The 15004-nt window shown below is 27.2% G+C and carries 16 protein-coding genes; 5 read left to right on the top strand and 11 right to left on the bottom strand.

The window, feature by feature from the left end; translation table 11 throughout:
- Nucleotides 1–139: 139 nt before the first annotated feature.
- Nucleotides 140–511, top strand: a complete 372-nt coding sequence (locus TEGL_RS17725) for a hypothetical protein (protein ID WP_018592162.1) — start codon at nt 140–142, stop codon at nt 509–511.
- Between the two features lie 179 nt (nt 512–690).
- Here the strand turns inward: TEGL_RS17725 and cls are convergent, their stop codons facing one another.
- Nucleotides 691–2220 (bottom strand): cardiolipin synthase, encoded by a 1530-nt coding sequence (gene cls, locus TEGL_RS17730; protein WP_018592161.1) that lies wholly within the window; start codon nt 2218–2220, stop codon nt 691–693.
- Nucleotides 2221–2346: 126 nt separating this feature from the next.
- Entirely contained in the window at nt 2347–3510 is a 1164-nt protein-coding gene (locus TEGL_RS17735; RefSeq protein ID WP_018592160.1) for a class I SAM-dependent methyltransferase, read from the bottom strand.
- 181 nt (nt 3511–3691) lie between these two features.
- On the opposite strand from TEGL_RS17735, the gene TEGL_RS17740 reads away from it, so the two are divergent.
- Complete coding sequence (locus TEGL_RS17740; RefSeq protein ID WP_018592159.1) at nt 3692–4666, top strand: tocopherol cyclase family protein; 975 nt, start codon at nt 3692–3694, stop codon at nt 4664–4666.
- Nucleotides 4667–4707: 41 nt separating this feature from the next.
- On the opposite strand, the gene TEGL_RS17745 is transcribed toward TEGL_RS17740, so the two are convergent.
- The 6 genes from TEGL_RS17745 to TEGL_RS17770 form a co-directional block, all read right to left on the bottom strand.
- A complete protein-coding gene (locus TEGL_RS17745; protein ID WP_018592158.1) occupies nt 4708–5913 on the bottom strand; it encodes a patatin-like phospholipase family protein in 1206 nt (401 codons plus the stop codon).
- A gap of 116 nt (nt 5914–6029) precedes the next feature.
- Nucleotides 6030–6539: an anaerobic ribonucleoside-triphosphate reductase activating protein gene (nrdG, locus tag TEGL_RS17750; RefSeq protein WP_018592157.1), complete on the bottom strand. Its 510-nt coding sequence runs from the start codon at nt 6537–6539 to the stop codon at nt 6030–6032.
- Nucleotides 6540–6589: 50 nt separating this feature from the next.
- A complete protein-coding gene (gene thyX / locus TEGL_RS17755) occupies nt 6590–7453 on the bottom strand; it encodes an FAD-dependent thymidylate synthase (RefSeq protein WP_018592156.1) in 864 nt (287 codons plus the stop codon).
- The gene (locus tag TEGL_RS17760; protein WP_018592155.1) at nt 7453–8304 is read right to left on the bottom strand and encodes a bifunctional 5,10-methylenetetrahydrofolate dehydrogenase/5,10-methenyltetrahydrofolate cyclohydrolase; all 852 of its coding nucleotides are present in this window, start codon (nt 8302–8304) and stop codon (nt 7453–7455) included. The genes thyX and TEGL_RS17760 overlap by 1 nt, the downstream gene beginning before the upstream one ends.
- A gap of 62 nt (nt 8305–8366) precedes the next feature.
- Entirely contained in the window at nt 8367–10496 is a 2130-nt protein-coding gene (gene nrdD / locus TEGL_RS17765) for an anaerobic ribonucleoside-triphosphate reductase (RefSeq protein WP_018592154.1), read from the bottom strand.
- 411 nt (nt 10497–10907) lie between these two features.
- Nucleotides 10908–11390: a deoxycytidylate deaminase gene (locus tag TEGL_RS17770; RefSeq protein WP_018592153.1), complete on the bottom strand. Its 483-nt coding sequence runs from the start codon at nt 11388–11390 to the stop codon at nt 10908–10910.
- Nucleotides 11391–11653: 263 nt separating this feature from the next.
- Here TEGL_RS17770 and TEGL_RS17775 point away from each other — a divergent pair, with 263 nt between their 5' ends.
- Entirely contained in the window at nt 11654–12043 is a 390-nt protein-coding gene (locus tag TEGL_RS17775) for a 4Fe-4S binding protein (RefSeq protein ID WP_018592152.1), read from the top strand.
- A gap of 215 nt (nt 12044–12258) precedes the next feature.
- On the opposite strand, the gene TEGL_RS17780 is transcribed toward TEGL_RS17775, so the two are convergent.
- Nucleotides 12259–12429 (bottom strand): hypothetical protein, encoded by a 171-nt coding sequence (locus TEGL_RS17780; RefSeq protein ID WP_018592151.1) that lies wholly within the window; start codon nt 12427–12429, stop codon nt 12259–12261.
- 89 nt (nt 12430–12518) lie between these two features.
- Between TEGL_RS17780 and TEGL_RS17785 the strand changes: the two genes are divergently transcribed.
- Nucleotides 12519–12776 (top strand): hypothetical protein, encoded by a 258-nt coding sequence (locus tag TEGL_RS17785; RefSeq protein WP_018592150.1) that lies wholly within the window; start codon nt 12519–12521, stop codon nt 12774–12776.
- A 139-nt stretch (nt 12777–12915) separates the two neighbouring features.
- Nucleotides 12916–13626 (top strand): DNA alkylation repair protein, encoded by a 711-nt coding sequence (locus TEGL_RS17790; RefSeq protein ID WP_018592149.1) that lies wholly within the window; start codon nt 12916–12918, stop codon nt 13624–13626.
- 44 nt (nt 13627–13670) lie between these two features.
- On the opposite strand, the gene TEGL_RS17795 is transcribed toward TEGL_RS17790, so the two are convergent.
- Both TEGL_RS17795 and TEGL_RS17800 read right to left on the bottom strand, forming a co-directional pair.
- Nucleotides 13671–14504, bottom strand: coding sequence for a deoxyribonuclease IV (locus TEGL_RS17795; RefSeq protein WP_018592148.1), 834 nt, complete (start codon nt 14502–14504; stop codon nt 13671–13673).
- 11 nt (nt 14505–14515) lie between these two features.
- On the bottom strand, nt 14516–14980 hold the full coding sequence (locus TEGL_RS17800; RefSeq protein ID WP_018592147.1) for a methylated-DNA--[protein]-cysteine S-methyltransferase: 465 nt from the start codon (nt 14978–14980) through the stop codon (nt 14516–14518).
- Nucleotides 14981–15004: the final 24 nt, after the last annotated feature.

The following is a 15004-nucleotide window of genomic DNA, read 5'->3' on the forward strand; positions in this document are numbered from 1 at the left end:
TGCTTTTGAGATTATTCTTCACAATTACTCACTCTATTATTTTGTAAGTTTTGGTTCCATAATATTACCATCATTTACATGTATGTAAATATTAATTTATAGTAAATCCTATAATTAATAATATATTGGAGGTGCTAATATGAATAATTTACATCTAAGTGATGATGAATTAGTTGAAAATTTTGAAAGTGCCAGTCCTTGGTTTGTTGGTTTATATATGGAAACTTTTCTAAATAATTTAAGTTTTCTATCTAACAGACAAACTAAAAATGAATTTACAACTGATATACATAGATATGACCCTATATTAATTGATGAAAATATTTTAGATATTTATATTAGAGTTGAATCGTTATTAAAAATAATTAAAGGAAATAGAGTTCTTGATGCATTAAAAATGGTACTTGATTATGATACTGATACAATATATGATATTTATGCTCGACAAGAAGCAATTTACTTATTAGCTTTAATAAAAAATGGAAAAATTACCTTACCGAAGTATAATTGAGGCAAAAATTAAAGCTATAAATAATAAATATTAAATTTATTATTTATAGCTTTTTATCACATATACCCTAATTTAAATACTATTTATAAATCACAAATAGTTATCCTACTTTAATGTATTTCACTATATTTCTTAGTTTTAGAATAAAATTATTTTACTTATTTATCAATTTATAATTACTACATAAGTGGTGCAAACACTCTAAGTATAGCTTGCCATAGAGCATATCTTCTTCCAGCTCTTATATCTTCTTCAGTAAACTCTCTACTTCTAGAAATTGTATCTAATGCATCTTCTTTAATATCGTTTAAACACTTACATTTGTATAAATACACACCACATTCAAAATGTAAATATAAACTTCTATAGTCCATATTTATTGTACCTACTGTTGCAATTTCATCATCACAAACAAATACTTTAGCATGAATAAATCCTGGTGTATATTCATAAATTTTTACACCAGCTCTTATTAATTGAGGATAATAAGATCTTGTAAGTTTAAATACGGTCTTCTTATCTGGGATCCCTGGCGTTACTATTTTTACATCTACTCCCTTTTTAGCAGCTAAACAAAGAGCTGTCATCATTTCATTATCAATAATTAAATATGGTGTAAAAATATATACATAGTTTTTTGCACTATTTATAATATTTAAATATACATTTTCACCTACAACCTCTTCATCTAAAGGTGAATCTCCATAAGGTTGTACAAATCCATCACTTACTGTAGTTTCTAATTGGTGTACTTCTGGCTTATAAATAGAAAAGTCTCCATCTGTTTGTCTAGTAGAGTTCCACATTTCTAAAAACATCATAGTTAAGTTCCATACACCTTGTCCTTTTAACATAACCCCTGTATCTTTCCAATGACCAAATCTAACTTTTTGATTAATATACTCATCAGCTAAATTTATACCACCAGTAAAGCCTGTATGTCCATCTATTACTGTGATCTTACGATGGTCCCTATTATTCATAACAAGAGATAATAAAGGTTTAAAAGGATTAAAAGCAATACATTTTATTCCCTTTTTCTCTAAAATTTTATCATATCCATATGGAAGAAGAGATATACAACCCATATCGTCGTACATAAGTCTTACGTCTAATCCTTCTTTAGCTTTTTGTTCTAGTATTTCCAAAATACCATCCCACATCTTACCTTCTTCTATAATGAAGTATTCCATAAATATATATCTTTTTGCTTTTTTTAGTTCTTTAATTAAATCCTCATAGTTATCCTCTCCAACACTATAGTATTTAACCTCTGTGTTTTTGTTCATAGGATAACCAGCTGAGTTGTTTATATAATTCATATGACCATAGACTGTTTTATTTTCTTTTTTGACTTCTTCTGCTATATCTTTATTTTGTTTTAAGTATTTACTTGTTTTTTCCTGAACTTTCTCTAGACGATGTCTCATCTCCTTGGAAGGTTTTTTATTACCTAGTATAAGATATAATATCCCTCCTGCTATATTAAAAATTAATATTGGTATAATCCAAGCTAATTTATAGGCTGGATTATCACTTTTATTTATAATCCATAGTACTACTAAAGCACTTATGGCAGTACACATAATAGATGCTATTGCTGAAAAATGACTAAATTTTATTAATAAAAATAGAAATATTCCAAATTGAATAGCAATCATCAACCCAATAATTACCATTCTGCTAAATAATAATCTCAATATTTTCATGAACTTTCTCCCTTCAAAATTATATAATAAAATATAATTCTTTAAATTATAACATAAGTAAATTTTTAAGCAAACTGTTTATTACATTTATAAAACTCAAGAGCCACAGCCCTTGAGCTTTTGTATCTAAATTAAGTTATCTTCTTTTAGTAAATTATATAAAGTGGGTTTAAAATTAAACTCTTTCATTAATATTTGAACTTGTTGTAGACATTTTTGTTTTTTATCTTTTGATAAATTTGACTTTGATGCTCTTATTAAAATATTTTTAGGTGAATGAGATATATCTATAAACTCTAATAATTGAGTCTTATACCCTACACATTCTAACAAATTACCTCTCACTGAATCTGTCATAAGAGCTGCTACTCTTTCTTGTATGATTCCATACTTATTTAAAATTTCTAAGTTTTCAGCCTTCATTTGATGATTAAATTCATGTTGGCAACAAGGCACAGAAAATATCATTTTTGCATTCCACTTGATTGCATTGTATAGTGCATAATCTGTTGCTGTATCACAGGCATGAAGTGTAATAACCATATCTACCTTATTATTATACTTAAAACCATTTATATCTCCCAGCTCAAAATGTAAATTATCAAACTTGTATTTTTTTGATATTTCATTACATTTTCTTATTACATCCTCTTTTAAATCCAATCCTATCATTTTTACATTTATCTTTTTAATTTCTACGAAATAATAATAAAGAACAAAAGTTAAATATGATTTTCCACAACCAAAGTCTAATATTGTTAATTCTTCATAATCATTTTTCTTAATTTCATCATCTATTATTTCAATAAATCTATTTATTTGCTTATACTTGTCATATTTTGAATTTACAACTTTGCCCTCTTTAGTGAAAATCCCTAGATCAATAAGTGGTTGAATAAGCATACCTTCTTTAAGGATATAATTTTTTTCTTTGTTATGTCCTTTATTAACTACATTTTCGTTATTATTTTTCTTTTTACCTAAAAACAACTTACCTTTTTTAGATATTTTTACATCATAAGTTGTATTATTCGACCAAGCATTTAATTGTTTGAAGCTTTCCTTCATATATTCTAGTATTTTATCACTTAAGTCTTTTATCTCTATATTTTCATGAAATACTTGCTTGTCTGTAAATTTTTCTATTTGATAATATTCTTTATTATTTTTTTCTTTTAACTGAAAAGCTATTTTATTGTATTTTATCTCTTTATTCTTTTTATTACTTATTACGACTTTTATTATATTATCTTTACATATTTCATTTATTGTCTTAATTGTATTTTCCATTAATATCACCTATTTTTCATTTTCTTTATTGCACTACTTATTATACCATTAAGTATTATCGTATAATTAAATTTTTTATATACTTATAAGACTTTTCCTGTAAATATTAAAGATATTTGTTGTTTTTGTTATATTTTTTCTTATTTTTCATATTAATAATGATATAAGCAGGAGGTATATTATGAAAGAAATTTTTAATCCCCATTTATATCACGGAAAACACAAAAACAAAAACTTCTTTGAAGGATGGTATTTTAAAATAGTTGACAAAAAAAATGATTATAAACTTGCTATAATTCCTGGTATTTCTTATGGCAATAATGAAAATGAGCATCACTCTTTTATACAAATTTTAAATGGAAAAGAATCTACTTTTAATTATTTATCTTATGATGTAAATGATTTTAGATATAATAATAAGAGATTTAGGGTATGTATTAATTCTAATATTTTTTCTTTAGAAAACATAAGTCTCTCTATAAATTCTAATGATCTAAATATTCATGGTAATCTAATATTAAAAAATTTAGTGAAATGGCCTGGTAGTATTGTTAATCCTGGTAGTATGGGTTTCTATAATTATTTAAAATTCATGGAGTGCTACTCTCATGTATGCGCTTTAAATGGATCTCTTGTTGGAGAGCTAAATATTAATGGCATAGATGTGAATTTTACAGCAGGAAAAGTATATATTGAAAAAAACTGGGGTAAAAGCTTTCCAAAATCTTGGTTATGGATTCAAAGTAACTCTTTTAAAAGTAGAAAAGCTTCTATAACTTGTTCTGTAGGAACTATACCATTTCCCATAAAGGATTTCACGGGATTCCTTATAGGTCTTACTTTGGAAAATGAATTTTATAGTTTTACCACAATTAACCATAGTAAAATTAATATACAAAATTCTGGAGATGATATTGCTTTAATAGTAATCAAAGATAACCTTAAATTAACCATTAAAACTTATACAAATCCAAAAGATTTTGTAGTGTTAAAAGCACCTAGTCTGGGGTCTATGACATCTACTGTAAAGGAAACTATAAATGGTCAAGTATATATACTTCTAGAAGATACTAAAATAAATAAAAAAATATTTGAAGATATAGGTCTTAGTACTGGAGTAGAATACGGTGGGAACTTTTCTTCACTTTTTAAATAAAAAAATAGATAAGTTTGAAAAATACAAACTTATCTATTTTTTTATTCCTCCTCTTCAAGCAAGCATAATAATTTTTCATTTATTATATTCATATCTACTTGAGTAATATTTTCAATAGCTTTTCTTTTTAATCCCCTTAGACTAATTTGAACTTTTTTATGGAAACTACTTTCTTTTTCATTATCTTTTATCATATAAAAAAAATCTGATAAGGAATATATTTTAAATTTTTCTATTTCCCTTTCCTTTGCCATATTCTCCAAAAGTGCAATAATAATATCTTGATAGTTATCTTCTTTATTTAAATTAAAATACTTTGATAAATTAGGCAATATAAATTCAAATAGCATTCTTTTTGGAGGAATTTCTTCTAATCCCATACTTATTCCTACATCTATAATCAATTCATTAGGTAATTCCAAAAGTTTACTAAAAATTAAATCATCATCTATTGGCTCTATATAGTATTCTCTTCCTTTTAACTTTCTTATAGCCTTAATTGCATCATAATAGCCAAGTTTAATATTTCTATGAGCTAAATCTTTTGTAAAAATAAAAGTTCCACCTAAATCCATAGATGGCTGAATTTCAACCACATTTGCACTTTCATCAATATGTTTTAATTTTCTACTAGAATTTAATCTTATGGCTATTATTTTATCATAATTTTTTTTTGCTAAAAGGCTTACAGGACAATTATCATAAAGTCCTCCATCTAAGTATGCCTTCCCATCTAAAGGTTCCATTTTTAATCCTGGATATCTAGCACTTGCCATTATAAAATCTTTTATTTTACCATTTGGAATATCTTCTTTAAAGACTTCTATCGGGCTTAACGGTCCCAATTCCACTGTAACAAGGCCAAAATCCATATTACTATTTCTTAATTTTTCTTCATCAATTAGTTCATCTACAACTCTTCTTAAATTATCAGTATCAATACCTCTATTAGTAATTATTTTTTTTGCTTCATTAGAAAAATAGGTTATAGTTTTTATATTAAGATTTCGATTTATTACATTTGCCATATGCCTATCTTCTATATCAAATAGTTGTTGTGGAGTAACATTGCTCCACATTTCAAAACACTTTTCAAAATCTCCTTGAGCAACCATAGCTGCATTAAAGGCCCCAATAGAAGTTCCTACTATTCCATCTATCTCATACCCCTCCTCTAATAAGGCTTTAATAGCTCCAACATGGAATGCACCCCTTGCGCCTCCACCTTCTAATGCTACTCCTAACATAAGCTCTCATCTCCCCAATTAAGAGTATTTTTCTTCTTTATTTATATTATATCAATTTGTTAGATTTATAAGTAATTAAAAATAAAAAAGAAGCTATTTAATAGCTCCTTATTATATTATTTATTTTCTAAATCAAATAATATTAATTTATTTTCTTTTAATGTTTCTTTAACGTTTATAACCCTTTGGTTTGATGATCCTCTCAGTGTAAGAGATATATTTTTTTTATCTTCTTCAAACTTGCCATCTACTAAAACATCTGCATATTTTAAAATTTCTTTTTGATGATCATTAAAGTTTTCAACAGTATAGCCCGTCCATAAATATATTTTCTTTTCAGGATATTTATCTTTAAATTTCTTACATACATAAATAACTCCCTCAATATTTTCAGGACAAAGAGGTTCCCCTCCTAATATGGATAAATCTCTTTTTATATTATGTTTATCAATATTATCCATAATATAATTTAGTTTTTCCTCAGTAAATTCTTCACCATCTGTAAAACTCCAAGTCTCACCATTAAAACATCCTTTACACTTGTGAGGGCATCCTTGGGTCCAAAGAGACATAGTAATTCCAAATCCATTTGCTATATCATTATCTTTAATTCTATTTATTCTCATATTATTATGCTCCTTTTAGTATATGCATTTTATAAATTTAAAAGTTAACCTTACTTATTCTTCTTTTCATAAGGCATCATACAGCACATAGAACCTTCTGGACATGGCCCAAATTGACAACTTGCGCCAAGAGTTTTCCCAAGTAAAGAACTTACTTTTTCCACTTCCTCTACCATAGTCCATGCTAATTTATTTATTTCTTCTTGTGCTCTTCTGCAACATCTATGATGACAGAAGTTAATTAAACTTCTCAAGTTCATTGTGCATATTATTTTTGTCTCACAAGCATTTGGGAATATATATCTAGCGTTTTCAATTGCTTTCTTCTCTAAAGTTGAACATAGCTTTTTATATGATGTTCTTAATGTGTCTACAAACTTTTCACAAGATTTATTTTCATCTTTCCATTCCTCAAATGCGTCTTTATCTATATCACATTTTTTTAATTGAATATCTACTAGTTTACCATAGTGATTTTTATTATAAACATAATCATATATTAATTTATCAACTATATCATCATATAGTCTTTGGCTATCTTCCATATGATTCTTGTAGCTTTGCTCAAGTATAGGGTTATTTTTTATATCTTGCGGAATTACATATTCAAACTGAGTTTCTTTAACATATCTTTGAGATTGTTGACTATAAGATGCTATTCTATGTCTAACTAATTGATGTGTCAAACTTCTTGAAACTCCTTCTATTGCAAAAGTAAAGCTAGTATGTTCTAACACACTGCCATGACCAATAGAAGTAATCATTTTTACAAATCTTTCAATACTTTCCGGTGTTTGCTTTTCCATTAAATCATCAATATTTGATGGTGAATAACAAAGTTTTCCTGCTGTAGCTACAACAAGCTCAGGATTCATCGTATGCGATATAAGTTTTACTTTTAATTTTGTTTCCATTATTTACTCTCCCCTTTTTCAGCAATTTCTATTGTTTGTTCAATTAATTCTATAACAGTCATTTGACCTACTCCATTTGGTACAGGAGTCAAATGACATTGTTTTTCATTTACTATAACGTCATAATCTTCTTTAGACACATCTCCACACATTTTTCCTGCTTCATTAAAGTTAATTGATACATCTATTATTGTAGTATTGTTAGAAAAATCTTGTGCACTTAAGAAGTTAGCCCTTCCTACTGCTGTAACAACTATATCTGATGATGCAATTTTTTCCTTTAAGTTTTTAGTTTTACTATGAGCTATAGTCACCGTAGCATTTTCTTGTAAGAATAATTGTGATAATGGCTTCCCAACTATATTAGAACGATTTATTATAAGAACATCCTTACCTTCTATATCTATTTTAAATTCTTTTAATAAAGTCATTATGCCTCTAGGAGTGCATGCAACATTCCCTTCTAAATTAAGAGATAATTTACCCATATTTCCTATTGTAAATCCATCTACATCTTTTTCAACTTCTATAAGGTTTGTAAGGTAATCTTCATTTAAATGCTTTGGTATAGGTAATTGTAATAAAATTCCTGTAACATCTTTGTCTTTATTTAAATCTATAATAATTTTTTCTACTTCATCTTGACTGATATTCTCATTTAAGTGAATTATTTTTGAACTTATTCCAACTTCTTCACATTTTTTAACTTTATTTGATACATACTTTCCACTGGCAAAGTCTTCTCCTACTCTAATTATTACTAGAGAAGGTTTTTTACTTAATTTATTTACTCTCTCTTTTAATTGTCCTACTTTTTTTGTTACTAATTGTCTCGCATCTAGTAATGTCATTTTCTTTCCATCCTTTTACTATTTTTATGTATAATAGAAAAGGTGCATATGCACCTTTTAGTTTATAAATGTAAGACTCTTTCTCCGATTTCTTGAGTACGGCCTTTACCCCACATATTTGAACCTATATAACCACAAGTTCTTCTCATAACTTGCATCTCATCTTTATTTCTATTCCCACAATTTGGACAATACCACTCTAAATTTTCATCTAGCTTTATCTCTCCAGTATAATCACATGCGAAGCAAACATCTGGCTTAGTATTTATTTCAGCGTATTGTATATTATGATATATATAATTGATTATTTGTTCTACAGCTGGTAAGTTTTTACTCATATCTGGAACTTCTACATAACTTATACATCCACCTAGACTTATATCATGGAATTGACTTTCAAACTTTAATTTAGAAAATGCATCTATTTCTTCAGAAACATGAACATGATATGAGTTTGTATAATACATTCTATCAGTTACATTTTTTATTTCTCCAAATTTTTGTTTGTCTATTCTACAGAATCTTGAAGTTAAACTTTCTCCTGGAGTTCCATAAAGACCAAATCCAAGACCTGTTTCTTCTTTCCACTCACTACATTTAGTGCTTAAATAATTCATTACTTCAAGGGCAAATTTTTCACCTTCTTCAGTTGTATGAGATATACCAAGCATAGCTTGCGTCATTTCATATATACCAACATATCCTAAGGAAAGTGTTGAATATCCTCCCTCTAATAAAGAATCTATTTTTTCACCTTTTTCTAATCTAGATATTCCACCATGTTGCCAGTGAATTGGCGATATATCAGATGTTGTACCTTTTAATAAATTATGTCTAATCATTAGCGCTTCTTTACAAAGATCTAATCTTTCATCTAATATACTCCAAAACTTTTCCATATCTTTTTCTGCCGTTAATGCAACTTGCACTAAATTTAAAGATATAACTCCCTGGTTGAATCTTCCGTACCATTTATAATTTCCGTTTTCATCTCTCCAGTTGCTTAAGTGTGATCTGCAACCCATTGGAGGGAATGTTTCTCCATCATAATTTTTTCTCATCATTTTTGCACTTTGATAATCAGGCACTAATCTTTTTGTATTACATTTTGCAGCAAGCTTTGTTATATAGTCGTATTTACCACCTTCTAAACAGTTATGTTCATCTAGTAAATAAACTAGTTTAGGAAACTCCTCGCCTATTACTTGACCTTTATAGTTTTTCATTCCCTCTAGCCTTTGTACTATCATTTCTTCACAAATTAATGCCATCTCTCTTTCATACTCATGACCTTCTTCTATTTCTAAGTAGATTGTACAAAATGGTGATTGACCATTACTTGTATGAAGAGTTGATAACTGATATCTAATCGTTTGAATACCAGATTTTAATTCTTCCATCATTCTCTCTTCAGATAATTCTTTAGCCATCTCAAGAGAGTATTTTTGTTTATATTTATTTAAATATTTATTGTATGATACCCTTAAAAATGGTGCTATATGTTTTATAGTTATTGTATTTCCTCCATATTGAGCACTTGCTATTTGAGCTATAATTTGAGTAACTATAGTACATGCTGTTCCAAAAGATTTTGGAGACTCTACTAGTTTATTATTAATAACTGTTCCATTTGTTAACATATCTTCCAAGTTGATTAACATACAGTTGTGTATTGGTTGCATTGCATAGTCCATATCATGATAGTGAAGAACACCTTCATCATGTGCATGAACTATATGAGCAGGTATTAATTTTCTTCTAGACATATCTTTTGATACTTCTCCTGCTACTAAATCTCTTTGAGTAGATGCTAATATACCATTTTTATTTGAATTTTCGTTTAAAACATCTTCATTACTTCTATCTAATAAACCTAGGATGCTATCGTCTGTTGTATTTATCGTTCTTTTAAATGATTGTACCGCTCTATATCCTTCATATGCCTTAGCTGTTAATTTTTGTTTATAATCAATTAGCTTTGTATATACCATTTCCTCTACTTTGTATACTGTAGCATTTGTATCTCGTTCCATATAAATAGTTTCTATATCCTCTGCTATTTCTTTTGCAATCTCTGGAATATAAACTCCACTACCATTTTTCATTGCTTTTAATATAGCATTTTCAATCTTATCTTTGTCAAATTTGGCAACTTTTCCATCTCTTTTGATTATATTTAACTCTTTTTTCATAAGCATCTCCTTTTGTTCATAGTGATATCTATTTTTATCTACATAGATTAATTTTTTAATTTTTTTATGTAAACCTATTGACTTTTATAGAAATTTTATACCCAGTGTACCTGAGATAAAACACTATATATAGTAACCACCTTGTATATTCTATACCACATGTGGTGCTTAATCAAGTGATTTATTTTTAATTTTTGAACTTTATTTTTGTCAATACTATGTAAATTTTTTGTTTATATTCTCAAATGTAGCCATTCAAGCACATTGGTTTTTTTTTATAATTTTTTCCATAATTTTACAAAATTTCATTATTTTATATTAATTCAAAATCAAACAATATCAGTAATATTTTTTTACAAAAAAAAGAAATATAAAACAAATTTTCTCATTTTATATTTCTTTTAGTTAACTTTATTTAAATAATATTTCTATTTTTTCTATACTTGCTTCTAATTTTATACATTGTACTTTCGCTTTTTCAAACATATACTTAGAAGCTTTTGTTGAATCTGTTTCAGCATATTTATCATCTAAATAGTATACTTTCTTTATGCCCGATTGAATAATATTTCTAGCACAATCATGACAAGGGAATAGATTAACATAAATACTACATCCTTCTAAAGATTTACCCCTGGCATTTAGTATTGCATTTTGCTCTGCATGAACTACATATGGATATTTTGTTTCAAGAAAGTCTCCTTCTCTTTCCCAAGGAAAATCTTCATCACTACAACCATTAACAAAACCATTGTAGCCAATTGATACTATTCTATTATTTTTGTCTACTATACAAGCACCCACTTGTGTTGATGGGTCTTTACTTCTCATTCCTGATAATAACGATATTCCCATAAAATATTCATCCCATGATATATAGTCTGTTCTCTTCATTATTTCCTCCTTTATATAAAATCCGATTAATTTTGTATTATTTATTTTTATAATATAACACTTAACCTCTATTATTCAAATATTTTTTCTTATTTTAACATAAAGTACAAAAATATTATTAATGATTTTTTGGCTTTCCAAAAAGTAATCAGTTGATTTTCTTACTTCGTTGATTTTGCAATAACAATCATATACACTAAAAATAGGATGCTTTATTTTCAAACAAATAAATTATCTACATACTTAGGGGAGGGGAAATAAAATTGAAAAAATTAGTTGTTAAGGACAAATCTTTATGTCAGGCTTGTTTAAGTTGTGAGCTAGCTTGTTCTGAAGCCTTTTATAAAAAAGAAGGTTTCTCTTGTATATCTATAGGGGTTAACAAAAAAAATGCATTAGATGTAAAAGCTTGTAACCAATGTGGCGTTTGTGCTAAAAAATGTCCAGAAGAAGCAATATCTAAAAATGCTAAAGGTATTTATACAATAAACAAGAAAAAATGTACAGGATGTTTAACTTGCATAGAAGTATGTCCAAAAGGAATTATTGTTAAATCAGAAGACAAACCAGCTCCATCTAAATGTATGGCTTGTGGTATATGTGTTAAAGCATGTCCTCAAGAAATACTTGAAATTGTTGAAGTTGCTGATTAACTTAACTTCTATTGTAAATATTAAAGATGTAACTAACACTAGTTACATCTTTTTATTTTACATATCTATCTAAACAATAGAAACTACTGTATAAATATAATTGTATAAACTTCCGTGTCTTAATTCATCACTCAATATATGAAAAACTTGATCCCTATAATATAAACTTGGAAGTCCTTCCATTATTTCACGATAAATTTTAACTGCACATTTAGTTATCCCATCATAGCGTCTGCTACTCCACCTTTAAAGCTTGCTAGTGGAATAAATGTTTCTTCTTCAGGATGTATTTTCATTCCTGTAATTTGATTATGATGTAATTCATCATATCTAATTGATTCTATTATTCCTTGTATTTTTTTTGTTTTTATTTTTATTACTGCCAATTAATTGGATTTATTGTTTTTTTCTTCTTCCCATATTTTTATGTTTTTTTAGCATACTATTAATGAGAAGTATCTTAAGGAGGTATTTTATGACTAATCAAAATGTATATAGAAATAAACCTCAATTTGAAACTAATCCAACATTAAACAAGAATTTAACTCCTAATGTTCCTGAGTTTAATTCTAATGCAATGGATAATCAAGGTTTAGTACCATTATCCAATTATTCTAATGGATGTTGTTGTGGTCATGAAAAAGCACACAAAGAAAATTCTGATCACGAATGTTGTCATGGAAAGCACGCTGAAGGTCACAAGGATAAAAAGTGTAATTGTGATCATAAATAGCTAAATATTACTTCCCTTCAATACTTTGCTTCAAAAGTTAAATGTAAGAAGTCTATTTTTATAACAATAAATTTAGACTTCTTTCTTCTCGTTTACTAATTTATTATATGTGATATACTCATTTATATGAGGTGATTCTATGATTAATAATAAAAAAGAAGAAATTAGGCAAGAATTAATTAAATTAGCCGACGATAAATATAGAAGTTTTCATAGTAATTTATGTCCTGGTGTGGAAAATATTTTAGGAGTAAGACTTCCACTACTTAGGAAAATAGCTAAAAATTTATCTAAGGAAGAAGATTATTATAATTATTTAAATAATAATAATGATACAAAATATTATGAAGAAATAATGATTGAAGGGCTAATAATAGGATATTTAAAAACCGACAATAAAAATAGATTTAATTATATAAGAAATTTCATACCTAAAATAGATAACTGGGCAATTTGTGATAGCTTTTGTAATAATTTAAAATTTACAAAGAAAAATATAAATGAAGTTTGGAATTTTATCTTACCTTATACTTCATCACAAAATGAGTTTGATATTAGATTTGCCCTTGTTATGATGCTTAATTTTTATATAATTGAAGATTATATTGATGATGTATTGAATACTTTAAATAATATTCACCATGATGGTTATTATGTTAAAATGGCAATAGCTTGGGCCGTATCATATGCATATATTGATTTTCCAGAAAAAACTTTAACATTTTTAAAAAATAATAACTTAGATAATTTTACATACAACAAATCTTTACAAAAAATCATTGAATCTACACGTGTAAGTAAAGAAGATAAAGATTTAATGAGGAGCCTGAAGAAAAATAATATTAAGTAGAAATAAAAATGCTTGAGATAAATTTTATCTCAAGCATTTTATAATTAATCATTATATACACTTTTAAGTAATTCAATTTCTTTTGCATATCCATCTAATTCATTTGGTGTTTCAAGTAAAAATGGTAAATGTTTAAGTTTTGGGTGATTTATTATTCTAGTTATAGCTTCTAAACCTATATTTCCTTCACCTATTTTAGCATGTCTATCTTTATGACTTCCACGAACATTCAAACTATCGTTTAAGTGAATTGCTTTTAATCTATCTAAACCTAAAACTCTATCAAATTCTTCTAATACACCATCTAAATCATTGACTATATCGTAGCCAGCATCGAATACATGGCAAGTATCCATACATATACCTATTTTGTCACCTAATTCAACCTTATCTATTATGGATCTTAATTCCTCAAAGTTTCTTCCTATCTCTGTACCCTTTCCAGCCATAGTTTCAAGTAATACTGTAGTAGAATGCTTAGGTGTTAAAGTTTGGTTTATCATATCTGCAATATATTGAACTCCAACTTCTACACCTTGTTTCACATGACTTCCTGGATGGAAATTATATAAATTTCCTGGAACCATTTCTAACCTTCTTAAATCATCTGCAAAAGTCTGTATAGCAAATTCTCTTTTACTTTCATCTGCCGCACAAGCATTTAAAGTATATGGTGCATGAGCTAATAATTTAGCAAATTTATTTTCCTTGGCTAATTCTAGGAAAACTTGTATATCTTTTTCATCTAAATCTTTTGCTTTTCCACCTCTCGGGTTACGAGTAAAAAACTGAAAAGTATTAGCATTTATACTTAGAGCTTCATCTCCCATATTTTTAAATCCTTTTGATACTGATAAATGACATCCTATATTTAACATTTGGCTCTCCTTTATTTTACGTCTAAATTTTCTATATTAAGTAATTTCTCTTTCACATTAAGTCCACCAGCATATCCAACTAATTTTCCATTAGAACCAATCACTCTATGGCATGGAATGATTATTGGTATATGATTTTTATTATTTGCCATTCCTATCGCTCTACATGCTTTTTCGTTTCCAATAGCAATAGCAATGTCTTTATAGCTTTTAGTTTCTCCATAAGGTATTTTTAAAAGTTCATCCCATACTTTCTTTTGAAATTCTGTTCCTCTAGTCTCTAGCGGCAAATCAAATTTTCTTCTATTTCCTTCAAAATACTCTTTTAATTGCTTAAAACATTCTTTTATTAAATCTGTTTCTTCTATATTATCATTAGTATCTACTTTTGAAAAAAATATATCTGTTATTGATTTATTATTTTCTCTAATTCCTATAATACCTATCTCTGTTTCATAAAAAAATATATTATTCATTCTCTTATAATATAAGACTTTTTA

This window comes from Terrisporobacter glycolicus ATCC 14880 = DSM 1288, from assembly GCF_036812735.1.
Classification (GTDB): Bacteria; Bacillota; Clostridia; order Peptostreptococcales; family Peptostreptococcaceae; genus Terrisporobacter; species Terrisporobacter glycolicus.

Bases quoted from the DNA above. Each gene is read 5' to 3' on its own strand.
- TEGL_RS17760 (WP_018592155.1), bottom strand. From the start codon at position 8,304: ATGACATTACTAGATGCGAGACAATTAGTAACAAAAAAAGTAGGACAA.
- TEGL_RS17785 (WP_018592150.1), top strand. From the start codon at position 12,519: ATGACTAATCAAAATGTATATAGAAATAAACCTCAATTTGAAACTAAT.
- TEGL_RS17735 (WP_018592160.1), bottom strand. From the start codon at position 3,510: ATGGAAAATACAATTAAGACAATAAATGAAATATGTAAAGATAATATA.
- nrdD (WP_018592154.1), bottom strand. From the start codon at position 10,496: ATGAAAAAAGAGTTAAATATAATCAAAAGAGATGGAAAAGTTGCCAAA.
- nrdG (WP_018592157.1), bottom strand. From the start codon at position 6,539: ATGAGAATAAATAGAATTAAAGATAATGATATAGCAAATGGATTTGGA.
- TEGL_RS17790 (WP_018592149.1), top strand. From the start codon at position 12,916: ATGATTAATAATAAAAAAGAAGAAATTAGGCAAGAATTAATTAAATTA.
- TEGL_RS17740 (WP_018592159.1), top strand. From the start codon at position 3,692: ATGAAAGAAATTTTTAATCCCCATTTATATCACGGAAAACACAAAAAC.
- TEGL_RS17745 (WP_018592158.1), bottom strand. From the start codon at position 5,913: ATGTTAGGAGTAGCATTAGAAGGTGGAGGCGCAAGGGGTGCATTCCAT.
- cls (WP_018592161.1), bottom strand. From the start codon at position 2,220: ATGAAAATATTGAGATTATTATTTAGCAGAATGGTAATTATTGGGTTG.
- TEGL_RS17800 (WP_018592147.1), bottom strand. From the start codon at position 14,980: ATGAATAATATATTTTTTTATGAAACAGAGATAGGTATTATAGGAATT.
- TEGL_RS17770 (WP_018592153.1), bottom strand. From the start codon at position 11,390: ATGAAGAGAACAGACTATATATCATGGGATGAATATTTTATGGGAATA.
- thyX (WP_018592156.1), bottom strand. From the start codon at position 7,453: ATGGAAACAAAATTAAAAGTAAAACTTATATCGCATACGATGAATCCT.
- TEGL_RS17725 (WP_018592162.1), top strand. From the start codon at position 140: ATGAATAATTTACATCTAAGTGATGATGAATTAGTTGAAAATTTTGAA.
- TEGL_RS17795 (WP_018592148.1), bottom strand. From the start codon at position 14,504: ATGTTAAATATAGGATGTCATTTATCAGTATCAAAAGGATTTAAAAAT.